Source organism: Fulvivirga marina, from assembly GCF_016775155.1.
Taxonomy (GTDB): Bacteria; Bacteroidota; Bacteroidia; order Cytophagales; family Cyclobacteriaceae; genus Fulvivirga; species Fulvivirga marina.
The window spans coordinates 112,814-136,302 of sequence record NZ_JAEUGD010000066.1 but is presented as its reverse complement, the minus strand read 5'-3'; the positions used below and the strand labels follow the sequence as shown (position 1 = coordinate 136,302).

Genomic DNA, 23,489 nt, shown 5'->3' with positions numbered 1-23,489 from the left:
AGTTGGATATTGAAGACCTTTCCGACTGTCACTTAACCTAAGTTTATTTGCGCTTTTGTGGAAGCTGACGGCTTGGATTAAGCTTGCTTCATGGAATATTTGTTTTCCTGAACTTAATATTGTAAATGTTTTTATATCAAATATGGATAATGTAAATGATCATTAGAAAATTGTAAATTTGCTGCTTTATTCTGTAATCTCAATTACGATATTTAATGACAGTGGAATGGTGACATTATTAAGATGATAGGTAAAAGGAAAAATATAGTTTGGCTACTTTCTTTGGGCCTGGTTATCCTTGGTTTTAATGGATATGGTCAGCAACAGACTTTTACGCAATATTATTTAAACCTGCCTTCGGTAAATCCTGGTTTTACTGGTATGGAGCCATACCTTGATGTTAAGAGTGCCTTCAGGCAACGTTGGAATGGGTTTGAGGATAAAAATAATTCAATCTACCTGAGTGGGTATGCTTCATTGGGAAGAACGTCACCTACTGTGTTTAAAAACAACTCTTTGAGAATTAGTAGTCCCGAGGCGTATGATAAGGTGGCCAATTCAGGCTCATTAAAACGAATGCACGGGATAGGAGGCATGGTTACTTCACAAACTGTGGGGCCTTTCAAATCTATGTCCGCCAACGTCAATTATGCATATCACCTACCTTTATCTCGTAGTTTAAGTTTATCCATGGGTACGGGGGTGAGATACATTAACTATGATGTTAATCTGGATGGTTACACATTTAGAGAGGAGAGTGATCCATTTATTGATAGACTTAAGGGCTCCAATGGGGGGAGGCTGCAGCAGTTTGTTGGGGACTTTGGAATCGCTCTCTATAGTGATAAATTTTACATGGGCTTCTCTTCTGCTAATCTGGTATCAGAAAATATGAGTGGGGGAGAACTTTTGCAGCTCGATAGAGATGTTTCTTACCATGCTCTGGTTGGGATTCAAATTGATTTAGGCCCAATTATTAATTTTTATCCGGGTGGGCGCTTGAGTTATAGTGACCTCCACGGTGTTACCTGGGAAGCAAATGCACGTATTCGATATAGTAAAATGATATATCTGGGGTTGGCATATGAGAACGATGTTAAAGCTTCATTACTATTTGGTTTGACCTTTGAAAATAGATATAGTATTAACTATTCTTATGATTATTACTTTAATGAATTAAAGGAATTTACCACTGGTAATCATGAGTTTACATTGGGGATAGCCATTTTTAACAAGTATTCTACTCCTGCAAGGCTATGGTAGTCGGAGATATGGAATTAATCAAAGGTTAGATGCATAATCAGAGTTTAATATTCACCATTTTTTTATTTGCCGGAATAACTTTTGCCAGCTACGCCCAGGATTTTGAATTTGCAGATCCGGTAAAGCTGGATAGTTCAATTAATTCAGCTTCTGAGGAGGTCAATCCGATGCTGTCTCAGGATGGTTTGAGGTTGTATTTTGTAAGGGCATTGCATGAGGGTAATACTGGAGGAAAATATGCTGGCATGGATATTTGGATGTCCGAGAAGTTTAATGGGTATGAGTGGAGTAAGGCGACCAACAATATAGGTTTATTGAATAACAAAGATAATAATGCTGTAATTGGAGTGAAGCATGATAATCAAGTGCTTTACCTTCTCAATACTTACAATAACCGTCGAGGTATTGCCTTTACAACGAACTACAACGGAAAATGGACAATGCCGGAAGTTATAGATATACAGGGGGTTCCCCGTAATGATTTTGTAGGTTTTTATATGGGACCTGAATATGATGTTTTACTTATTTCTATGAAGGGAGATAAATCTCAAGAGAATGAAGACCTTTATGTGAGTTTAAAAAATAACAGTGGTCAATGGACCAAACCTATCAATTTAGGTACCACTATTAATACCTCAGGGTATGAAATATCCCCTTATTTGTCAGATGATAAAAAGAGACTGTATTTCGCCAGTAATGGGCATGGAGGTTTTGGTGATGCAGACCTTTTTGTATCGGAGCGGTTGTATGACAGCTGGACTGTATGGAGTAAACCTAGAAACCTTGGACCGGGTATAAACAGTTCTGCTTTTGATGCTTACCTTACTATTGGGGCTGATTCTACTGTTATGTTTTCTAGTAATAGAGAAGGAGGCTTGTCTGATATTTATCAAAGTCGTATTGTAGGGGTTGAAAAAAACTCTCAGGCTGCATTAAAAGAAAGCCTGATAGAGGAAGCCAGAAAAATACTGGCAGATCTAAGAAATGGAGAATCCATAAGGGAGCATTTTATTGCCTTTGACAGCCAGTCTATTGAGATACCCGAAAACCAGAAAACAAAATTGTCTAATGTAGTAAAAGATTTGAATTATCAGCGTTACTCTAGAATAAATTTGCTCAGTTTTGTAGATGAAAATGAAAATGCCGAGGTTAACAACAAAAGATTGGATAAAATTGTAAATTATTTGAAGCTTTCTGGAATTAATGAGGACAAGATAAATGTTACTAGTTCTGGGAAGATGTATGGTGCCGAAGCAGGAAGCGCTGAAAAAAGAAAGCAGCAAGGTGTTTTAATTATTATATCTAATCCACCAAACTAAATTGCGGGTAAAGAAATGAACATTTATTATCTAATAAATTTAATAAAGAAGCGCTTATGGCTTCTGATTATCATTCCGATAATAGGAGCAACTGTAGCCTTCGTAGTCATGTCAAGCCTGCCTAAGAGCTACAGGTCAAGTTCCCAGCTGGCTACCGGTTTCACCACAGATGAATCTGTGAAGTTAACAGACGAAAAGTTTAATATGGGTAAGACAGCTCAGGACTTTAATAACCTGATTGAGCAAATTAACTCAGAATTGGTAGTTACTTTGGTTTCTTATAATCTGATTATTCATGACCTTAACTCTGATTTACCTTTTAGGACGGTAGACTATTCTGAAAATGAGGATATTAAAAGACCTACGGAAGAGCAAATACAGGAGTGGATAAAGATCTACAAGGAGAAATTGAAGTCTATAGAATTGTTATCTGCCTTCGATTCTGTAGAGGTGAAGTTGCTTGAGCAGTTGAAATTATATAAATACAATTCCTTTTGGTTGAAGGAAGGAGGCTTGAAAATACATCGTGTAAAAAATTCTGATTTCATTTCTATTGAGTTTACCTCAGAAAACCCGTTGCTATCCGCCTATGTGGTAAATACCCTGAGTCGTGAGTTTATAAGGTATAACAGGAACTTAAAATCTTCATTATCTGATGAATCTGTTTCCCTTCTGGCTAAGTTGGTTGAAGAGAAGAAGACAATCCTTGATGAACATACAGCCAGACTCAATGACTTCAAAAGTAATAACCAGGTGCTTAATCAACAATTGGAGAGTGATCTGAAGATTAGTCAGATTATGGAGTATGAGGTTAAGAAACGGGAAGAGGAAGGCAATGTCAATGCATTGAGGCTTTCTATTGCGCAGACTAAAAATAAGTTAAACAAAGCAAGTAGTAAAAATGGCCGTAATAATGCCAAGGTACTTCAGCTCAGGGATAGAATTAATAAGCTCAATCAACTATATATAGATGGTGGTTCGCAAGATGTGGAGCTTGAGAATACAATTGCCCAACTGAGAGATGAGATGCAGACCGAAATGACTAAACTAGGCACCGAAGCAACATTGCTGGATGAAGCTGCCCTTCAGGAAGAATTGGATAGTTACGAGCTGCAGCTTAACATCTCTGAATCTAACCTGGCAAGTATAAATAATACTTTAGCAAGGCTTAGGTCGCAAATATCTTCACACAATACCAAAGAGTCTACCCTTGAGGGGCTTACTAAGGAAGTGGAATTAGCCACAAAAGAATATAATCAGGCACTGGATAAGTATAACGAATATAAAAACCGCTCTTTGGTTTTAGGAAGCTCTATACGAATTGTTAAAGAAGGACAGCCGGCACTTGAGCCAGAATCCTCACATACTTTGATCATCACCGCTTTGGCGGGGTTTAGTGGGTTTGCTTTGTGCGTGGTTTTCATTGTACTCATGGAGTTTGTAGATTTTAGAATTAAGACGAGTGACAATTTCAGGAAGGTTACTAAACTGCAGTTAGCAGGTACTGTAAATAGAATTACAACCAAGAATCTGAAGTTGACAGATATCTTCAGCGAAAATAATCATCACCCTGACCTGGTGGTTTTTAAGCAGTTGCTTAGAAAGATCAGGTTTGAACTAGAAGGTTCCGGAGCACATTCCGTATTGGTGACTAGTACCAAAATTGGTGAGGGGAAAACATTTTTTATTCTTTGCCTGGCATACTCACTGAGTCTCATTAAGAAGAAAATACTCATCATTGATACTAACTTTAAAAATAATGGGCTCACAAAGCAGTTGCTTGTAAAACCTAACTTTCACAAAATGTTGGAGGAAGGAGAGAAGCGCAGAAAGAACTATTTGATCAATGCTCCTAATCATGAAGAAATCCCGGTAGATGATGAAGAGCAGGAAGATCAGGATTTTACCAGGAAGATCATTCATCCTACAGGTCATAGGAATATAGATATTATTGGTAGTAACCCGTCGACCAACTCACCGATGGAGATTTTGGCGGGAAGGGACTTTAAGAAGATGATTAAGACCTTCCAGCAGAATTACGATTATATTTTAATGGAAGGTGCTGCACTTAATGATTTCCCTGACACAAAAGAATTGGTTGAATATGTTGATATCGTATTGCCTGTGTTTTCTGCTGAGTCAACCATAAAGCAACAGGATAAGGAATCCATAAGCTACCTGAAATCGTTGAACGGGCGCTTAATGGGAGCAGTGCTCAACAAAGTGGAGAACGAAAATCTTAAAATCTAAAAACACTATCCACCGAATGATCAAAGGTAGAGATATTGTCGTAATAGGCATTCAACCATGGGATATATCGATAGGCAGTAATTGTAAGAACCTTGCAGAAGAGTTTGCTAAAAACAATAGGGTACTGTATGTCAATGAACCACTTAACAGGATAAGCAGTATTCGGGATAAGCATACTGACCAAGTAAAAAAAAGACAGGAAGTAATAAAAGGCAAACAGGAAGGGTTGGTTCAGGTGTCTGATAGCCTATGGACACTATACCCTTCTAAAATGATAGAGAGCATTAACTGGGTGCCAAAGTCGCCGTTCTATACACTTTTGAATAAACGCAATAACAGAATCTTTTATGAAGAAATAAAGCAGATCCTGGATAAGCTGTCTTTTAAGGATATTATCCTGTTTAACGATAGTCTGATGTTTCTTGGGTTTTACTCTGTTGAAATGTTATTGCCTGACCTTTCCATCTATTATATCCGTGATAATTTGGTTTCTCAGGACTATTTTGCCAAGCATGGCCTGGAAATGGAGCCCGTGCTGGCGACTAAGTATGATGCTGTAGTAGGGAATTCGGACTACCTTGCCAACTATCTTAAGAAATACAATGACCGTTCATATATGGTTGGGCAAGGGTGTGACCTTTCACTGTTTGACAGAGATAAAATATCGGGTAAACCGGAAGATATCAAGAACATACCGGGGCCGGTTGTAGGGTATCTGGGCTTTCTGACCAGTATGAGGTTGGATATTCCACTGATGGAACATTTGGCAAGTTCCATGAAAGAAGGTAGTCTGGTACTTGTAGGTCCAGAAGATGATGATTTTAAGCAGTCAAAGCTTCATGATATGGATAATGTTTATTTTCTAGGAAATAAACAGTCTCATGAGCTACCCGAATATATTGGTGCATTTGATGTAGCCATAAACCCCCAGGCGGTTAATGATCTTACTATTGGTAATTATCCGCGTAAGGTTGATGAGTACCTTGCTATGGGTAAACCTGTTGTAGCTACGTTTACAGAAGCCATGACTTACTTTGAAAAGTATGTTTATCTAAGTAGGAGTGTAGATAACTTCGCTGAGCTTGTGGCCAAAGCCATAGCAGAGGACAACGAACAGGTTGCTCAGAATAGGATTGCTTTTGCTAAATCCCACACCTGGGAGAATAATGTTGAAAATATTTATGAAGTAATGGAGCGAGTGATGGATGAGAAGAGTGTAACAGCTTCATCATAATTTTTTTTACATTCTTCTATGCAGTATTCTGTTAAAGCCAGTGGCTTAGATCGCGACCAATAAGTTGTTGAAGCTTACGAATGTCATCAGAATATATTTCAGTGGTTATTTTTTTATGCAACTCCTGGTCCAGCTTGGGTTGTTCCAGGTTCCGGTTTTTAAGGTTGTTAACCATTTTTTGTAACCAGATATTGTCCTTTACTTTATTGTAAAAAGGTGCTGGGGTAATTTTTTTTACAGCTTGCTTAATGACGCTGTTATGTCCCAGTGTTCGGTCATAAAACTTGTTTTTGATAAAACCGGATTTGTTGTACTTCACAGAATCATTGATAGATTCCAGGGGTTTGACTCCGATGAACTCAAAAAGGTCTTTCATTAAGGCGTCAGAATCTTTTTTGAGGTCTTCATTTAGGTATACCCTTATATTTTCCTTAGGGAATATATTAAAATACCTGGATAGGTTCTTGTAATAGAAGCCTTCCTTTACCAAGTCATTTCTTACCCACCAGATGGAATTTTTATCGAGTACATCTTCAAAATTTGGAGAAGGAAGTTCATTTTCACGTGCCAGGTGAAGGTATCGTGAGTATAGTCGCTCCGTGGGTTGCCTTAGAATAGCAATCAATTTAACATCAGGAATATAATCTTTAATCGTCTCTGCCGTTCCTTCAATGACAAGATAGGTGTTGGAAGTTTCACCAATCATCTGATTTGCTTCGGCAGCTTTGAATAATGGTAAATAATCTTCTATTTTTGTAATAGATGTGTGGTAATGTGCTAATGCATCCTTATCCAGCGTTGAAATATCAATTCTGTCATAGGCGAAAAAATCCGGTTCCTTAACCGGGCTCATAAAGACATCAGGGTGCTGTTTTAAATAATTATCAAGCGAGGTTGTGCCGGACTTTCCAGCACCAATAATTAAAAAGTTAGGTAGTTTTTCCACTAATGGTTGATTTTATTCAAAACTAGTTATTCTTACTGTTGTTATACTCATAATTAAACCAAATACTGAGTGACAAGTTTTATAAGATAATGAAATTCAAGTATATAGGTACATTACTACTAGCGGGGTCAACAGTATTGCTGGGGCTTAATTTTGATAAATCACACCAGACTACAAAGGACGAGGAAATTATTATAAATAATAGTACTTCGTCACAAAAAAATGCATTCGATACTTTTTTAGGCATCAATTCAGTAAGAGAGCAAGATATAGCTAAAATTAAAGATCAATATCAGGTTGCCAGATACCATCGCCTATTTGGTATGGATAGTCATGTATTCACTGGGGAAGAAATAGTTAAAGAGTGGAAGGGAAAGAGTTGTTTGGTTGATCGTAGTATTCCTCATGATGCATACCCGAATGATAAGATAGGGTTTAACCCAGCCAAGGGAGCGGGAGGCTTTAATTTTGACGAGTTTCTTCAAACAATGAAGGCAAGTGGGCTACAGTCCATTCCTGTTTTAGCTAGAAATCTGCTGTATACTAATGTCCCCAAAGATAGCATGATCAACGTATGGCAAATACCCTGGGATGAGGGGGGGAATCCTGAAAACCCTATGGACTATAAGGCTTACGCGTCATTTTTATATCAGTTTACGGCCAGGTATGGTAAAAATAAGTTGATAAGTGAGGGAGGGACTATTGACCCTAAATTGTTGAAATTAGCTTCTAATAATGAAATCAAAGCAGGGCTTGATCTTGTTTTTGCCATTGAGCCAGGAAATGAAATGGACAAGGACTGGTTTAGTGAAAGAGAGAGAGCTACACCAAAGATTATGGCGGCATTTTTATCGGCGGCCATTGATGGGCATATGGGGAAAATGGGAGAAGGTCATGGTATACTTATGGCTGACCCAACTATGCAAATAGCTTTTCCGAGTCCTATAGATATTAAATCTGACTATGTACTTAGCGTATTGGAGGAATTGAAAATACTCCGGTATGATGCAAAAAAGCACGGAAAGAAGGTTGTGCCTGAGGAAAACCTAATTCTGACTGCACATGCTTATCCATTTAAAAATGGTAGCCAATCAGGAGCAGAAGCCAGTGATATTGTAGAGAATACGGAGATGATATCCAGGTCAAAAGATTTTGTTGAGGTGCTTAGGTCCAAGTATTCCAGCCCCATATACTTGACTGAAACAGGGTATGATAAGGTAGTGGGTGATGTGAGCCCTATAGGTACGCCCACCACCAACATAGATAGCATGGATTCGCATGAGATCAGTACTTTTGCTCAGGCTAAGCATATTACCCGGTTACTGATGTCCATGTATGGCGCGGGTTATGATAAGACTTTCCTATTCACCCTGAAAGACCCTGTTGCGATTGAAGCATGGGGGTTTCGAAGGAAGTTTAGTACATCCGGACTTATCAGAAAAAATGGAGACAAGGATTTGGCTTGGTATGTTGTTAATTTTTTAGGGAATAAACTGACCGGATATAAATTGGAATACGCTTATTTTAAAGGTCCTTTGAGTGTTATGAAGCTTAATAGCGGAGATAAAGTAGCATTCATGTATTGGATGGGAACCAATAATAATAGCACTACGAAGGTAAACCTGCCATTAAAGAGAAATTACAGCTCCGTCTCTGAGTTTGTTCTGGAACATTTTGATAATGAGTTTAAACCCAACTGTTTGGACCCAAATAAGAGCATAAACATTAAAGTAACAGAGTTTCCCCGCCTGATTATTCTCGAACCTTGAATCTAATAATTTTAATATTATTAGAATAAGTAAATCAAAGCATTAGCTTTGTGGTTTAAATTATAGTTATAAGACGCAATAATATGATCAAATCGTTGTCGGCAACTGCTAAGAGACTATTTGGTAGCAAGGTATATAATGATATAAGGGCCAACTATTTGTTTAGAGACTTGGATAGCCCATATCCACTATATCCGGATACTCCATTTAACATGGACTGGGCTAATTTTACTCCTGCCGTAGCCCAACCTGTCGTTGAGGTTAAAACGGCTTATATAGTTTCTCCAACTCAACGTAGCGGAACTAATTTTCTTAGTCATATGCTCGACAAACATCCGGAATTGGAATTTCCATCAGGAGCTGATCTACCTGATGAGCAGTGTCTTTATACATACTCAGAGCATTTAAAACAGTATGCGTACAAGACAGTGAGTACATGGAATAAGTGGGTTGATGGGGGTGAGTCAGTGCTTCAGGAACATGCTCGTGCCCTTATGGGCGCTATGGGCAATGGTATTCTTCAATACTTTGCCCGTTTTACAAAAACAGGAAGCACAATACTGTTTAAAACACCCGATGCTGGTCACCTTGATAATTTCTTTCACCTTTTTCCTCAGTGCAAGGTGGTAATCCTTTATAGAGATGGTCGTGATACTATCGAGTCTTTTTCAAAGTCGTGGGGTGGTAAAGGGGCATTCAGGAAAATGTGTGATCGATGGTCAAAGAGAGTTGATACAATTACAGAATTTGTTAATATGGCCGAAAGAGCTGGGTATGGAGACAGGGTTATTACCACCCGATATGACCACTTGAACGATAACGCAAGGGAAGAGCTGCCCAGAATCTTGAAATTCCTGAATGTAGATGTTGACAAGTATCCTTGGGATGAGTTAGATGAAATCCCTGTTTTAGGTTCATCTAGTTATAAGGGTGAACAGGGAGAAGTACACTGGAAGCCTGTAGAAAAAGATGAAAAATTCAAACCAACACAAAAGTGGCTTACCTGGGATAAGAGCAAAAAGGATATATTTAAAAAGGCGGCGGGTGATAATCTTGTTAAGCTTGGTTTTGCCAAAAATAATGACTGGTAATTGGCATGTTAAATAAGCTTACAAAGTCGTATTGGTTCAAGTCAGGTTCCCTTACGTTGCTTAATCGTATTTCTATAACACTATTCGGGTTATTAAACTTCTTTTTTCTAATAAGGATATTAAGTCCGAATGACTTTGGTGTTTGGGTTATATTTTTGTCAATAACCGGGCTTTCAGAATCCATTAGAAATGCATTCATATATAATCCTCTTTTACGATACCTGAATTCTGAAGATGAAGAGAATCATAAGGATATTATTAGTGCTTCATTAGTCCTGAACCTTCTTGCTGCCTTCATTATTTCAATTGTATTTATAGGTCTGGCTTATACAGTAAACTACTTTTTTGAGGCACCTGCATTGAAGGGGATGCTGTTGATTAGTATCATATCTGTATTTGGGTTTACTTTATTTGCCCATTTTACCTTTTTACAACAAGCCAATCTAAGGTTCGGGGGTACGGTGGTTAGTACCTTTTTTCAAAAGCTGGTGCTATTGGTATTCATACTTTATGCATTTGTTACAGGTTATGAGCTGACGATGTTTGAACTAGCTTTGTTTTTTAGTTTTGGTTACGTAATAAGTTCCTTGCTAGCTTATTGGTTTGCGAGAAAGGAGAGTATGTTTACTTTTGGGTTCGAAAAGGTTTGGATAAGCAGGCTTTTTCACTATGGCAAATTTACCCTTGGGACTAACATAAGTACTATGCTCAATAAAAACACCAAGGAGTGGTTTTTGGGAGGAATGATAGGCCCTGCATCTGTAGCCATATTCTCGCCAGCTGTTAAAGTCACCAACTTATTTGAAATTCCCCTTGCAGCCATTGCATCAGTGTTTTATCCTGAAATGATCAACAGGGTGAAGAAAGAGGGTGTGTCTGCAGCTAAGCACCTTTATGAACGATCAGTAGCCATTATCATGGTAGCTATAATACCTTGTGTGGTATTCATATTTTTCCTTGCAGAACCTATTGTTTTAATCATTGCAGGTCCAAAATACCCTGAGGCAGTACCTGTTTTACAGGTTATGGTATTATATGGAATTTTCGAACCCTTCCAACGCCAGTTTGGAGTAACCTTGAATGCAATTGGAAAAGCACATATAAATTTCTATTTTATCATTATTAGTTCTGCAGTAGGGATTCTTATCACGTGGCTCTCTATTAAGTATTTCGGCATTATGGGAGCTGCGTATGGAACTATTCTAACCTATGCACTAGGAGCTGCTTTTATTCAATATATTTTATATAAGCAGATCGATGTGAGAACTTTAAATATATTTAAATTAAGTATTCAGGCAATACAGCAAGGCTGGCAAATAGTAATGAAGGCGATTCGTAATAAAAGTTTAAAAAATGGGTGAGGAAGAAGAGGGAAGGGACGCGGAGAAAAAGGTAAGTACAGTTATTTATAAGGGTATCGTAATATCTTTCATAGTAGTAGTTTATCTTTTTATCTATATTAAGCTGATGTTTTTTTAATAACCAACCAAAGGCATTTGTCGATTACTAGTCAATTGAAAATTAGTTTATACAGATGAAGCAGTGGCTGTTTGACCGTATTGTAGTAGAAAAGTTCAATAACGTTTTTGGGTTTATAGTACTTACCGGTCTATGTGTTTTATCTGCTTTTGCTATAGCATTTATGGGGATCAAGGGTGGTGTCATTGTTTTAGCAGGCATCATTGGTGTTCCTGTAGCTCTATATAGCATTGCCAATAACAGATTTGGCTTTTTGATGATTATGGGGTTTTCGACTTTCATGTCATTTATTAGTCGCCTGACTTCAGCCAATATCCCTTTTGGTGTTGGAATAGATCTACTTTTTACATTGATGTTTTCTTGGATACTTCTCGAACAGATATTTTCAAGCGATCCACGTAAAGGAAAAGATTTTTCTCTTAAAAATCCCGTATCAATAGTTCTGTTTGCATGGACAGGTTATTTGTTGCTTCAGGCATTTAATCCGGCAGGCACACCGGCAGGATGGTTATTTGGACTCAGAAATATATTGAGGGTGGTTATAGTATTTATTGTAGCTCAACGGGTGTTTAATAGCCTTAAAGCCGTTCATGTATTTGCTACTTTTTTTATTTCACTGGGCCTTTTTGTGGCCCTCTATGGCATTTATCAGGAATTTGTTGGCTTACCTGGGTACGATCATAAATGGGCAACTGCTACTGATGAGCGAATCAACCTCCTGTTTATTCAGGGTAAATGGAGAAAATGGTCATTTTTATCCGATCCTGCTATTTTTGGCTTGTTTATGAGCTTTTGTAGTATAGTAGCTTTTATGCTAGCACTGGGGCCTTTTAAATGGGGTAAGAGGATATATTTTGCGGTTGCTGGTGCGTTTATGCTTCTGGCAATGTTCTTTTCAGGCACGCGGACTGCATATGTGATGGTCCCAGTGGCTGTAATACTATATGTCTTACTTAATATAACCAAAGTAAAAACTTTGGTATTTGCCTGCGTGAGCGTCGTTCTTTTTCTCATTGTTTATTTCGGGCCGTTTTATAGCAAGCCAATAGTCAGGTTCCGTTCCGCTTTCAACCCTACGGAGGATGCCTCTATGAATTTGAGAGACTATAACCGAGCGCGTATACAGCCTTATATCCATGCACACCCTATTGGCGGAGGGTTAACTACCAGTGGGGTTTATGGAGAGAGGTTCTCCCCAAGTCATCCGTTGGCAGGTTTTCCTCCTGATAGTGGATTTATGAAAACATTATTGGAAGTAGGTTGGATAGGGCTGCTTTTTGAACTTATCATGTACTCTGTAATACTGGCTGTGGGTATTACTAATTACTACAATTCCAGGGATCCGATTATAAAGGCATATTATACCGCATATATCGTTTCCTTTTTCGCTTTGACCATAGCACTTTATGCAAAAGAAAATATTGAACAATTCCCACTTAACTTGATACTTTATGGTATTTTTGTTTTAATGTATAAAATGAAGCAATTTGATATTTATTTAGTTCAAAAAACTAATCAATCGAAATGAGAAAGTTAATCATCCTAACAATAGTATTGCTGCCTTTGTTGGTAAAGGCTCAGAACGTTGATTACAATGCTATTATTCTACCCAACAACGTTACGGATATCAGTTTTGAAGAAAAACTTGTAAGATTAGCCTGGCAAAACAATCCAGCAAATAAGATACTTGATTATCAGGCCAATATATCTAATATTGAAGTTAAACAGGCGCGTTGGAGCTGGCTGGATGATTGGAGAGTACAAGGTAACTTAAACGAATTTACCATAAACGATAATGCTGATGTGGGTGATCGAGCACAATTTTATCCTAAGTATAATGTTACAGGGATGATCAGACTGAGCTATTTTGTTGATATTCCTCTGGAGGTAAAAAAGAAAAAACAGGAGGTGTTAATATCTAAGTCTAATACTAATTTACAAAAACTGGCTATTAGAGCTGAGGTACTTACCCGCTATCAGACCTACTTGATGAACCGTGAATTGCTAAAAATACAAACGGAAATAGTGGAAGATCTTTATGCTTCACTTTCACTGGCCGAACAACAGTTTAAAAACGGTGAAATTACTCTGAATGCGTATAATATCCAACAGGATAGATATAACAATCAAAGGGTTAAGCAAATAAATGCTCAGGGTGATTTCAATATATCTAAAATAGCTATTGAGGAGATGATAGGAATGAGGCTGGAAGATGTTCAGTAAATATTATTTCACTTTTAAAAGCCGGTTTGCAAAGGCAAACCGGCTTTTTTATTATCAGTGACCCTTCCTAAAATAAGTTGATACAAAATTGACTTATTGTAAAACATCTTTTTTGTACCAAAAACATCAACTTATTTTAGGAAGGATCAAATGGTGCATTGTTAGAACACGCAGCCTATTGAGGTTTTACATATGCTTCGATATAAGCATTTTCAGGTATCCGTGGGGCCAAAAACTTATCATCCAATTTATAATATTGCTGAAGGCATTCGCGCACAGATGGTGGATAGAATCTATTAAGCATAGGGATCACCTCAAATAGGACAAGGTCGTATTCCTTACTTACTATTTTATCACATATCATATCAACTTCTCTTTGAAAGAATGCCACATTGCGATGAAACCAAAGCGGTTGATTCGATCCTGCCTGAGGTATATAGCCGATTTCATAGGCGAGTTGAGTCAACTCTGACATGTTGAGTACATTCAGGTCTTCTTTACCTGTCCATTTACTTTTAAGCCTTTTAATGCCTTCAATAGTTTCTTTGGGGAGATATACATTATCTAATGATCTAAACGGAGTGGGTTGCCAATCTGATCTGTCCGTGCTAGGGCCTTCGAATTCTTTAAGCTTCCATGTTCTTTTACTTACATAGTTGTAATTGACCTCCTGCTCGATCCCAAACACTTTTTGCATGATACGCTTACCATACCTCCAATAGTCATGAGACCATAGAAAAATAATCAGAACTAAAAGCACACCAAATACCCAGGGCTTTCTAAACTCAATTTGTGGGATCTGAGATACAATAAAAACAAAGAAGAAGCTGTGGTAGTAATAATGGGCATTGGCCGGGATATAGGTGGTTACCTGTGCCAATAAAACCTGAAGGATAAGGGCAAGGGTGAATAATGTAAAAAACAATTGCCTTTTATCTGCAATCATAGACTTAACCCCTCCTTTGTTGAGTTTGTAAAGCAGTGCTATTATAATAGCGGCCAGGTAAACCCTTAAAATAAGAGCCCCCTCATTGAAGGTGTCGTCAAGGTAATCGAACAAAGCAATTCTCGATGTGTGAGGAAGTTGTCCATAATTAAACCAATAGCTAAATTCGTATGAAAGTAGAGGAGCAATAACTAAAACGGAGGTTGCTATAAACGAAAGCAAAAAAAATAAAGTTGTTTTAAACTCCTTCTCTACTAAATTGTTAATGACAAGTAGCGTTAGGGAAATAATCAAACCCAGGCCGCCAATGTCTTGTTTAGTAAATAAAGAAAAGAAAATGAAAATACCGGCAATTACCAAGTTGAGCCATGAGTACTTACCTTTTAAGAAAATGCCTCTCACTAAAAAGGCTAGGCCTACCAATTCATAAACAAATACAGTGTGGTTGTACCAAGGCCAAAAATTCACAAACACGTATGATAGACAAAAGAAAATAATGCCTAATATCCTGATAGGAGTAGACACTTTAAAGGTTTTCATTATCGAAACAACGGCTGCGATCGATATGGCGTTGAGAAGTACCTGTGCTTTTATTAGGGATGACATGAAAGGACCAAAAATTTTGAAAAATAAGGAAGGTATTATCCAAAACCCATATCCAAGAGGCATGCCGAAATCACGATAAGGGAACTGACCTGAATACATCCTGTAAGCCCCATCCCATGCAAGATAAAGGTTTATCTTATAGGGAAATGTGATGAAAAGAGGGATACAGCAAAATATTAGTGCTACTAATATTTCGAGGATATTTAACTCCCTGTTTTTTAAATACGGGTGTTTAAACATTTGGATATTTTTTATAAAAAAATTAATTGATAACTTGCGGCAAAATAATAAAAGTAAGACTTTTGAAGCTAGCAAAGCCAACAAATAAATTTATAATTTATTTGACTTCTTTTCTTTTGCTGGAGGTGTTTTTTATAGCATTTTTCCCTGCAAATAGGACCGAGGTGGATGATGGTTATTGGTATGCCACCGATATACGTGATAGCGAATATTTAGAGCTGTTTAATCCTAGGTTCTTTCTGTTCTTACCTATTGTAAAGTTATTCTATAATACATTCTCGTCTTTAGGGTTGACTTTGGATGCATACGATTTCATGTGTGTGATAAGCATTGTCTTTTCAGGAATGATGCTGATCTTGCTTTATGATACATTATGTAACTATCTCAAGTTTCAAAAGAAAACTGCATTTGCGATTACAGTTTTTGTTACTATTTCATATGAGTATTGGCGTTATTCCGTAGAAGCAGAAGTCTATGTCATGTCAATGTTCTTTATTTTGCTGACATTGAGACTTTTCTTAAAGTATAAACATACAAGAAAGTTTGGCCATGTATTTTTATTAAGTGCTCTGGCTGCTTTCACTACACTTTTGTATAAGCCTAATTTTATCCCACTCTTTGTAGTATTTCCGCTTTTGTTTCTATACTACAGAAAAATAGGTCATTTAGTAATTTACTACAGTCTCAGTGCCATTATTATTGTGGGCGGCTTTTATATTGTGCATGTACAACTCTCCCCAGGTGAATCGTTTATTGGTTATCTGTTTGGTGGTACTAACCATCCTATTGGTAATCCTATGGCGTCAACGTTAGTGATAGCCTCCAACATCATGTCTGTGTTATGGGTGTTTAGTTTTGATGAAGCTACTACATTTATCGTTAACGGGTTCCCTCATAAAGTGATAGAAGAAGAAGTTTTTCTGGCTCAACAGGTAGGAGAACTCAAATATTTTTTACTACTGGTTTTGGTGGCAACCATAGTAATTTTTTGCTGGTTTGTTGGTAACGCAATTCGAAAGAGAAAAAACTTTTCTGTATCAAGGTTCAGGATGCTTTTGGTTTTAGTTTTATGGGTTTTACTATATGGTGGTTTTTTGATGTTAATGGACCCTACTTCAAATGAGCCATGGCTAATGCTTCAAGTACCTATTATAATTCTGTTTGGAGCGTTATTGATCGAACCACTAAAAAGAAACCAATATTGGGTTATCTATGGTTTTCTTACCCTGGTTTTTATAAATAATTTTCTTGGGGGAATGAATTTATTAAAGGATATCCACTACGATTATTATTATCAGAAATCTAAGTGGTTAATTTCTAATGCCACAGAAAAGGATTATGTTATTTCTTATGGACCTGTGTCGTTTATCCGGTATATGCGGTATCATACAGATGCTAAGGTCATAAATTTGGAAGAAGAACAGAAAACTGCAATTAAATTATTACAAAATGCGGGCAAGTTAAATGGAGGAAAGGTATATCTTTCGGAAAATATATTTCACCCGCCTCGTGCTATTCTTTACAGGTCGCAGTTTGACATAGAGCAGTTATTTAATATCTATAAGGATCGGGAATATAGGTCGGAGTTGGTATGGGGCAGAGACAATGAACAATTCACTACATATAAATTAATAATGAATAATTAATGGGAAAGGTTGGCGATATAATACAGCTAATTCGTGTCAAACAGTGGGTTAAGAATGTTTTCTTATTCATTCCAATTTTCTTTGCAGGAGAGATATTTGATGTTGATAAACTTTTAATGGTTCTGAGTGGCTTTGCCATTTATAGCATGTGCGCAAGTGCTGTTTATATTTTAAATGACATAAAGGATGTTGATCTCGACAGGATTCATCCGGAAAAATCGAAGCGTCCCCTGGCTTCGGGAGCAGTATCCATGGTGACTGCGTATATACTCTATACTTCTTTTCTGATCTTTAGTCTTTTGTTAAGTTTCCTTATTGATATTAATTTCTTTATCATCATCATGGCCTATATGCTAATTAATGTAGCATATAGCATGGGCTTAAAGAAGATATCTATTCTTGATCTCATGATGGTTTCTATTGGCTTTGTCCTTAGAGTTATAGCAGGTGGCGTAGTGGCAGATGTTTCATTATCCCATTGGTTGATTATTATGACATTCCTTTTGTCATTGTTTATCGTTCTTGCTAAAAGGAGAGATGACCTTGTTGAGTTTAAGAACTCTGGAAAAGTACTAAGAGCATCAAGCCAGCATTATAACCTTGATTATATCCATTCGATACTTACCATGCTTTCTGCTATTTTGATTACAGCATATATAATCTATACGGTTTCTGATGACATTCAGCAGCAGTTTAATACGGATGATTTGTACCTTACCAGTATATTTGTAATAGCAGGGGTGATGCGCTACATTCAGATTACAATGGTGGAAAATAATAGTGGTTTTCCTACTAGTATATTATATAAAGATCGGTTCATTCATTTTACCTTGCTAGGGTGGTTGTTGAGCTTTTACCTGATCATATATGTTTTAAATGTCTAAGTAAGTGGCGGAGAGAAAATTAACAAACTGGGGAAATTATCCGGAATTAATCAGCAATGTAAGGTCATTCGATACAACTGGCATGGTTGAAAAACTGTGTATAGAGGAGAAGCACTGGATAGCCAGAGGTATGGGAAGGTGTTATGGCGATGCTTCCTTGGGACAAAATGTACTGTCAACCCTTAAATATAATAAGGTTACCTTTTTTGATGTCCAGAGCGGAGTCATAGAATGTCAGGCTGGCTTTACACTAGATGAAGTGCTACAGCTTGCAGTTCCTAAAGGTTGGTTTTTGCCTGTAACGCCTGGAACTAAGTTTGTTTCGCTGGGGGGAGCTGTTGCGTCTGATATCCACGGAAAAAACCACCATAAAGAGGGATCATTTTCCAGGCATACCTTAAACATAAAGGTGCTATGTGGTGATGGTAAAATATATGAATGCTCCCGCACTGAAAACAGTGATCTGTTTGAGGCTACATGTGGGGGCATGGGGCTGACAGGAGTTATCCTTTCCGTTAGGTTTCAGCTTAAAAAAATTTCTACCTCGTATATAACACAAAAGCAAATTAAAGCTTCAAATCTGGATGAATTGATAGTACTGTTTGAGAAGTACAAAGAGTACACATATTCCGTTGCCTGGGTGGATTGTCTTGCTCGAGGAAAGAAGTTTGGCAGGAGTATTTTAATGTTGGGGGAACATAGTGAGCTTGACGAACTTAAAGGGAGTAAGACTAAAGCTCCTTTAAAAGTACATTCAGAAGCAGGTCTGAATATTCCGTTTAACTTCCCATCTTTCGTCTTGAATAAGTATAGCATAAAGCTTTTTAATTTTGCTTATTACCATAAGAATCTAAAGAAACTTCAAGAAAATATCGTGCACTACGATGGTTTTTTCTATCCGTTGGATAACATAAGGAACTGGAATAGAATGTATGGTAAACCAGGTTTTTTACAATATCAATTTGTTCTGCCCCTTGATCAGATAGATGGACTGAAAGTAATAATGAATAGAATTGCTGAAAAGAAGCAAGGTTCGTTCTTATCAGTCCTTAAAGTGTTCGGGGCTCAAAATGATCTTATCTCATTCCCTGAAGAAGGATACACACTTGCATTGGACTTTCCAATAACCGATAGTCTTCTTGAATTCCTCGACGAACTGGATAAAATTGTAGAAGATTGCGGAGGACGTATCTACCTGACCAAAGATGCCAGAATGAATAAGGACTTTTTTCATAAATCGTATCCCAGACTTGAGGAATTTATGCAAATTGTGAATAAATATAATCCAAACGCTGAGTTTAAATCAGTGCTTTCAGACAGACTTTCAATAACTAAATGAGAACAGTTTTATTACTTGGGGCAACCTCAGATATAGGCCAGGCACTGGCTGATAAATATGCAAAAGAAGGATATACCGTATGGCTAGCTGGAAGAAATACGAGTCATATGCAGGACATTGCATCAGACTTGAAAATAAGACACGAGGCAAATGTAGAATACTATAAGTTTGAGGCACTTGATTATGCTTCGCATCAAAAATTTTATAGTGATCTTCCTGGTGTTCCTGATATTACCGTGTGCATATTTGGCTACCTGGGTGATCAGGAGAAAGCTGAGAGGGAGTGGAATGTGTGCCAGAATATATTGGATACAAACTATAAGGGTGCTGTTTCCATACTAAACCTGATTGCTAATAGTTATGAAGAGAAATCTGCCGGTACTATTGTTGGAATTAGTTCGGTCGCAGGGGATAGGGGCAGACAGAGTAACTATTTTTATGGAAGTGCTAAAGCGGGTTTTACAGTATACTTAGCAGGGCTAAGGAACAGGCTATTTAAATGCAACGTACATGTTTTGACGGTTAAACCTGGATTCGTTGATACCAAAATGACTGAACATTTAGATTTGCCGGCCCCTCTTACAGCACAACCTGAAAAGGTGGCTACTGCAATATTCAAGGCTGTTAAGAAAAGAAAAAATACCATCTATGTCTTAGGTATCTGGAGGTTGATCATGACCATCATTACATCTATTCCAGAACCTATTTTCAAAAGATTGAAGCTTTGAGGAGATTAGTGTTATTTGATTTTGATGGTACCCTAACCTCTGGAGATACCTTTATTGAGTTTATTAAATTTTATAGTGGTACATTAAGGTTTTATCTTGGCTTCTTATTGCTTTCACCGGTACTGGTTTTATTCAAGTTGAAAATTATTCCAAACTGGAGGGCTAAAGAATATGTACTAACGTATTTTTTCAAAGGGGAACACCTTAATAAGTTCAATGAAAAGGGTAGGAGCTTTGCTGAAATCGTAGTGCCTAATATGATTAGGAAAAAGGCGATTGATAAATTTAATAAACACCGTGAGCAAGGGGACTTGGTCATTATTGTTAGCGCTTCAGCAGTTAATTGGGTAAAACCATGGGCTGATCAACAGGGAGTAGACCTGATAGCAACTAATCTTGAGATAGAAAATGACAGGCTAACCGGCAGGATACGAGGTAGAAATTGCTACGGGCCAGAAAAGGTTTCCCGAATCAGCCAGCAGATTGATACCCATGATTATTTAGAGGTCTATGTATATGGTGATAGCCGAGGTGACAGGGAAATGCTTGAATTAGCAACTCACCCTTTTTACAAAAAATTCTAACTAGCTGCCTATAAGTAATCTGCTATACTTGGGAAATATTCTTTTAACAACTATAACAGCTACAATTGAAAGTGTAGTGACCAGAGTAGTGTAAATTAAGAAGGTTAGTGGCCCAAGTCTAAAATCTGGCTCAATTTGCTTCATTGTAATTTCGAAGGCGGTGATCACGTAGAGATGAACAAAGTAAATACCAAAACTGTAATCGCCCAAAGCTTTCAAAATTACATTGTCACGGTTAAGAACATAAAAGCCTCTAAGTAAAATAATACAAAGGAGGCTAACTTTTAGCTTAGAAAAGTTAAATGCAAAATAAGGTGCCGTGCGAGAATACTCAAAAGAGCTGAGTTTTGGAATGTCTATAATATTTATCACTTCTAATAAGGCGATTACACAATAAATGGCTCCCAGCAGTACCGCCCATGAGGATTTTAGATTAATGAGTTCTTTGCGGTATCTTGCAGCTCCCATTCCATAGATGTAAACAGGTAAGTAATGAATGAACGAGTCTATGGTATTAGAAAAGAATCCAAATCTATATGTAAACAAACCTGCTGTAAACACGGCAGGAAATATAAACTTGTAAAAGAAGGGACGGTCCATCTTTAACAATAATGGGGATATCAAATAAAAAATGACAATCATTGGTATGAACCAGAAGGGACCCAGGTGTTTTCCTGTGGCCAGCATATAAAGAGCATGAATTATTTTTGACTGATCAACGATACTTTCCGGCATCCAAACGGGTGGTATATCCGAGTACAAGTCTAAAATGATAGCTGGAGTAGAAGCTATTATGTAAGGGAGTATTACATATTTAGCCTTTCTTTTTAAGTAAGAGAAATATTCAAATTTACTTTGAAGATACTGAAACAAGAAACCTGCAATGAATACAAACAGAACGGTGCCATTATCCAATAGCGTAATAAAAATATCCTTGAATAGGGAGTTTTCGGACCATCTGAAAGAAATACGGCAGTGTATACCAACAATAACTAAAATCGCGAACCCTCTGAACAAGTGAATGTAATTGAGGTAGCCTTCTTTTTTATTCATACCTTCTGCGGATAGTATAAATTGGAAAAAGGGTTAGAACAAGGACGCAAGTATGGGTTATACAGACCGATGTAGGTTACTGTTTTGTCACGATCCATTTTGTTAATAAAGAAATCTGTAGAGAGTAAAAAATCCCCAACGATATCACTACGGTACTGTAAGTACTTGTATTTATAGGGGAAGCTTGGGAGTATGGCATCTACCATATAGCTAAAGCGGACCAATTGTCTTTTCTTCCAATCAAAAAATTTACCTTGCCAATGTTGTTTTTGCTCTGCTTCTCTTACAAAGGTTTCATAGCTGGTTTCGTCCACCTTTAAGTGAGCAAGATCATGTTTTAGCATTTTGATAACCACGGTATTAAAATCCAGTATGGCAACAGTGCCTATTACTGCTGCTATAACGGTAAGTAAAGCTATCCATAGAAACTTGCGCCTCGATATTTTTCCAGTTTTACCTGTCATGCTAAATACTTTTCTGCAGCCCTTAAAGAAAGGGCGGATAAAGTCAGTGTAGGGTTAGCCGGAGTGATCGAAGGATATGAGCTGCTCCCTAAAACCAGAACATTTCTATATTTATGATGAACCATGTTTTTGTCAATAACACTGTCATCTGAAGTTAGCCCCATCTTTGTTGTGGAGCAAACATGGAATTCAGTTTTTTGACTATAATCATCAATTTCCACTTTTTCAATTGGTAAGAATCCAAAATACTTATTGATGTCTTCTGGAAGTCGGGCTATACCTCTTTGTGCATAATCGGAATGCGAGTTATAAACAACTTTCGGCTTTCTTTCATCATCAGAGAGTACTATTTTGTTTTCTTGTTGAGGGAGGTCTTCATAAATGAATTTAAAGATGGAAAGCTTTCTCCATTTTCCGGCTTCATTTCTCACAAATGGGGTATTAAAGCTTTCAATAATACAGCCTGCATAATTTTTCCTATGCTCACCATCATACATCATATATCCATTTGCTGATATGATTGAGCTGCCCCCAACATTATCAAGGTCATTGTAATACAGCCGAGCAAATACTCCAACCTGCTCACATATTCCGGTTCCGGTATTGAGGTTTGAATCTCCTGAGTTTAACAGAATATGTGCGTTAAAAACTGCATTAGCTCCTAATACAATGGTTTCCCCATCAGCTTTTTTTTCAGTGTTTTCCTGAACATAATGAACAGATTTTGCCAGGTTTTCTTGGGTATCGAGACCTATTACCTGGGCTTCGTATTTAACTGTTACACGAGGGTCTTCGTAGATGTAGCCTAGTCCATTTTCAATAGTGAACTTGGAGTTTACCGGACATAGATCACAAACAGAACTGGAACAACATGCTCCACGTTCACCGACAGTTCTACTGGCTCTTGCCGTAGGTTGACTAATGTACTTATCTCCATATTTAGATTGTAATAAACGATCAACGGTGCTGAGCTGATGAGCAGGAAGGGGATAGGGGCCTTTCTTAGGAAATGGTGTTTGTTCAGGCCCTGAAATTGCCATTATGTTTTCTACCTCATTGTAATAAGGTTCAATATCATCATAGGATATGGGCCAGTCCTGACCTACACCATATAGTGATTTGATTTTGAAGTCATTAGGAAGAAACCTAGGGGTGCAGCCTGTCCAACAATTGGAGCTACCACCGAAGTTGGGATCAAAGACCCAAATTTTGTCAACATCAGAGGAGTATGTCTGACCTGCTTTTTTTATTTGAAACCTTTTTTGACCTCGTTTTAAGGCTAATCTTTCAGTATAGGGGTGGAATTTGCCTCTTTCAAGAACCAATACTTTTTTATTGGTACCGGCTTTTTCCAAATAAGATTTTAGGAAAAAAGACGAGGCAAAGCCGGTTCCAACTATGATCAGATCATAACGGTCTGTCATA

Annotated in this window: 19 protein-coding genes; 14 read left to right on the top strand and 5 right to left on the bottom strand. The window is 37.5% G+C overall.

What is annotated here, in order from left to right; genetic code table 11:
* Window positions 1-243: 243 nt before the first annotated feature.
* Genes JMN32_RS21550 through JMN32_RS21535 form a run of 4 tightly spaced genes read left to right on the top strand, consistent with a single transcriptional unit; the run spans window position 244 to window position 6,066 of the window.
* On the top strand, window positions 244-1,263 hold the full coding sequence (locus tag JMN32_RS21550) for a PorP/SprF family type IX secretion system membrane protein (protein WP_202858453.1): 1,020 nt from the start codon (window positions 244-246) through the stop codon (window positions 1,261-1,263).
* 29 nt (window positions 1,264-1,292) lie between these two features.
* Window positions 1,293-2,582 (top strand): PD40 domain-containing protein, encoded by a 1,290-nt coding sequence (locus JMN32_RS21545; protein ID WP_202858452.1) that lies wholly within the window; start codon window positions 1,293-1,295, stop codon window positions 2,580-2,582.
* A gap of 15 nt (window positions 2,583-2,597) precedes the next feature.
* On the top strand, window positions 2,598-4,832 hold the full coding sequence (locus JMN32_RS21540; RefSeq protein ID WP_202858451.1) for an exopolysaccharide transport family protein: 2,235 nt from the start codon (window positions 2,598-2,600) through the stop codon (window positions 4,830-4,832).
* Between the two features lie 16 nt (window positions 4,833-4,848).
* Window positions 4,849-6,066: a glycosyltransferase gene (locus JMN32_RS21535; protein WP_202858450.1), complete on the top strand. Its 1,218-nt coding sequence runs from the start codon at window positions 4,849-4,851 to the stop codon at window positions 6,064-6,066.
* Between the two features lie 31 nt (window positions 6,067-6,097).
* Here the strand turns inward: JMN32_RS21535 and JMN32_RS21530 are convergent, their stop codons facing one another.
* On the bottom strand, window positions 6,098-7,012 hold the full coding sequence (locus tag JMN32_RS21530) for a sulfotransferase family protein (RefSeq protein ID WP_202858449.1): 915 nt from the start codon (window positions 7,010-7,012) through the stop codon (window positions 6,098-6,100).
* A gap of 89 nt (window positions 7,013-7,101) precedes the next feature.
* Here JMN32_RS21530 and JMN32_RS21525 point away from each other — a divergent pair, with 89 nt between their 5' ends.
* The 5 genes from JMN32_RS21525 (at window position 7,102) to JMN32_RS21505 (ending at window position 13,574) form a co-directional block, all read left to right on the top strand.
* The gene (locus JMN32_RS21525; RefSeq protein ID WP_202858448.1) at window positions 7,102-8,781 is read left to right on the top strand and encodes a hypothetical protein; all 1,680 of its coding nucleotides are present in this window, start codon (window positions 7,102-7,104) and stop codon (window positions 8,779-8,781) included.
* A gap of 83 nt (window positions 8,782-8,864) precedes the next feature.
* Window positions 8,865-9,872: a sulfotransferase family protein gene (locus JMN32_RS21520; RefSeq protein ID WP_202858447.1), complete on the top strand. Its 1,008-nt coding sequence runs from the start codon at window positions 8,865-8,867 to the stop codon at window positions 9,870-9,872.
* Window positions 9,873-9,877: 5 nt separating this feature from the next.
* Window positions 9,878-11,233 (top strand): flippase, encoded by a 1,356-nt coding sequence (locus JMN32_RS21515; RefSeq protein WP_202858446.1) that lies wholly within the window; start codon window positions 9,878-9,880, stop codon window positions 11,231-11,233.
* A 173-nt stretch (window positions 11,234-11,406) separates the two neighbouring features.
* Window positions 11,407-12,879, top strand: coding sequence for an O-antigen ligase family protein (locus JMN32_RS21510; protein WP_202858445.1), 1,473 nt, complete (start codon window positions 11,407-11,409; stop codon window positions 12,877-12,879).
* Window positions 12,876-13,574: a TolC family protein gene (locus JMN32_RS21505; RefSeq protein ID WP_202858444.1), complete on the top strand. Its 699-nt coding sequence runs from the start codon at window positions 12,876-12,878 to the stop codon at window positions 13,572-13,574. The genes JMN32_RS21510 and JMN32_RS21505 overlap by 4 nt, the downstream gene beginning before the upstream one ends.
* 175 nt (window positions 13,575-13,749) lie before the next feature.
* Here the strand turns inward: JMN32_RS21505 and JMN32_RS21500 are convergent, their stop codons facing one another.
* Window positions 13,750-15,366, bottom strand: coding sequence for a glycosyltransferase family 39 protein (locus JMN32_RS21500; RefSeq protein WP_238354580.1), 1,617 nt, complete (start codon window positions 15,364-15,366; stop codon window positions 13,750-13,752).
* A 101-nt stretch (window positions 15,367-15,467) separates the two neighbouring features.
* Between JMN32_RS21500 and JMN32_RS21495 the strand changes: the two genes are divergently transcribed.
* From JMN32_RS21495 to JMN32_RS21475, 5 genes are read left to right on the top strand one after another with little or no spacing between them, the layout of a single operon-like run.
* Complete coding sequence (locus JMN32_RS21495; protein ID WP_202858442.1) at window positions 15,468-17,012, top strand: DUF2723 domain-containing protein; 1,545 nt, start codon at window positions 15,468-15,470, stop codon at window positions 17,010-17,012.
* The gene (locus JMN32_RS21490) at window positions 17,012-17,896 is read left to right on the top strand and encodes a decaprenyl-phosphate phosphoribosyltransferase (RefSeq protein WP_202858441.1); all 885 of its coding nucleotides are present in this window, start codon (window positions 17,012-17,014) and stop codon (window positions 17,894-17,896) included. Before JMN32_RS21495 ends, JMN32_RS21490 begins: the two co-directional genes overlap by 1 nt.
* A gap of 4 nt (window positions 17,897-17,900) precedes the next feature.
* On the top strand, window positions 17,901-19,235 hold the full coding sequence (locus JMN32_RS21485; RefSeq protein WP_317191796.1) for an FAD-binding oxidoreductase: 1,335 nt from the start codon (window positions 17,901-17,903) through the stop codon (window positions 19,233-19,235).
* On the top strand, window positions 19,232-19,963 hold the full coding sequence (locus JMN32_RS21480) for an SDR family oxidoreductase (RefSeq protein ID WP_202858440.1): 732 nt from the start codon (window positions 19,232-19,234) through the stop codon (window positions 19,961-19,963). Before JMN32_RS21485 ends, JMN32_RS21480 begins: the two co-directional genes overlap by 4 nt.
* Window positions 19,960-20,547, top strand: coding sequence for an HAD family hydrolase (locus tag JMN32_RS21475; protein WP_202858439.1), 588 nt, complete (start codon window positions 19,960-19,962; stop codon window positions 20,545-20,547). The genes JMN32_RS21480 and JMN32_RS21475 overlap by 4 nt, the downstream gene beginning before the upstream one ends.
* Here JMN32_RS21475 and JMN32_RS21470 read toward each other — a convergent pair whose 3' ends face one another.
* The 3 genes from JMN32_RS21470 to JMN32_RS21460 are packed head-to-tail and all read right to left on the bottom strand — an operon-like array spanning window position 20,548 to window position 23,488.
* On the bottom strand, window positions 20,548-21,600 hold the full coding sequence (locus tag JMN32_RS21470; protein ID WP_202858438.1) for an acyltransferase family protein: 1,053 nt from the start codon (window positions 21,598-21,600) through the stop codon (window positions 20,548-20,550). It abuts the gene before it with no gap.
* Window positions 21,597-22,064, bottom strand: coding sequence for a hypothetical protein (locus tag JMN32_RS21465; RefSeq protein WP_202858437.1), 468 nt, complete (start codon window positions 22,062-22,064; stop codon window positions 21,597-21,599). The genes JMN32_RS21470 and JMN32_RS21465 overlap by 4 nt, the downstream gene beginning before the upstream one ends.
* Window positions 22,061-23,488 (bottom strand): GMC oxidoreductase, encoded by a 1,428-nt coding sequence (locus JMN32_RS21460; protein ID WP_202858436.1) that lies wholly within the window; start codon window positions 23,486-23,488, stop codon window positions 22,061-22,063. Before JMN32_RS21460 ends, JMN32_RS21465 begins: the two co-directional genes overlap by 4 nt.
* Window position 23,489: the final 1 nt, after the last annotated feature.

Coding starts and splice junctions, on each gene's coding strand:
- JMN32_RS21550 (WP_202858453.1), top strand. CDS start 244: ATGATAGGTAAAAGGAAAAATATAGTTTGGCTACTTTCTTTGGGCCTG.
- JMN32_RS21545 (WP_202858452.1), top strand. CDS start 1,293: ATGCATAATCAGAGTTTAATATTCACCATTTTTTTATTTGCCGGAATA.
- JMN32_RS21540 (WP_202858451.1), top strand. CDS start 2,598: ATGAACATTTATTATCTAATAAATTTAATAAAGAAGCGCTTATGGCTT.
- JMN32_RS21535 (WP_202858450.1), top strand. CDS start 4,849: ATGATCAAAGGTAGAGATATTGTCGTAATAGGCATTCAACCATGGGAT.
- JMN32_RS21525 (WP_202858448.1), top strand. CDS start 7,102: ATGAAATTCAAGTATATAGGTACATTACTACTAGCGGGGTCAACAGTA.
- JMN32_RS21520 (WP_202858447.1), top strand. CDS start 8,865: ATGATCAAATCGTTGTCGGCAACTGCTAAGAGACTATTTGGTAGCAAG.
- JMN32_RS21515 (WP_202858446.1), top strand. CDS start 9,878: ATGTTAAATAAGCTTACAAAGTCGTATTGGTTCAAGTCAGGTTCCCTT.
- JMN32_RS21510 (WP_202858445.1), top strand. CDS start 11,407: ATGAAGCAGTGGCTGTTTGACCGTATTGTAGTAGAAAAGTTCAATAAC.
- JMN32_RS21505 (WP_202858444.1), top strand. CDS start 12,876: ATGAGAAAGTTAATCATCCTAACAATAGTATTGCTGCCTTTGTTGGTA.
- JMN32_RS21500 (WP_238354580.1), bottom strand. CDS start 15,366: ATGTTTAAACACCCGTATTTAAAAAACAGGGAGTTAAATATCCTCGAA.
- JMN32_RS21490 (WP_202858441.1), top strand. CDS start 17,012: ATGGGAAAGGTTGGCGATATAATACAGCTAATTCGTGTCAAACAGTGG.
- JMN32_RS21480 (WP_202858440.1), top strand. CDS start 19,232: ATGAGAACAGTTTTATTACTTGGGGCAACCTCAGATATAGGCCAGGCA.
- JMN32_RS21470 (WP_202858438.1), bottom strand. CDS start 21,600: ATGAATAAAAAAGAAGGCTACCTCAATTACATTCACTTGTTCAGAGGG.
- JMN32_RS21465 (WP_202858437.1), bottom strand. CDS start 22,064: ATGACAGGTAAAACTGGAAAAATATCGAGGCGCAAGTTTCTATGGATA.
- JMN32_RS21460 (WP_202858436.1), bottom strand. CDS start 23,488: ATGACAGACCGTTATGATCTGATCATAGTTGGAACCGGCTTTGCCTCG.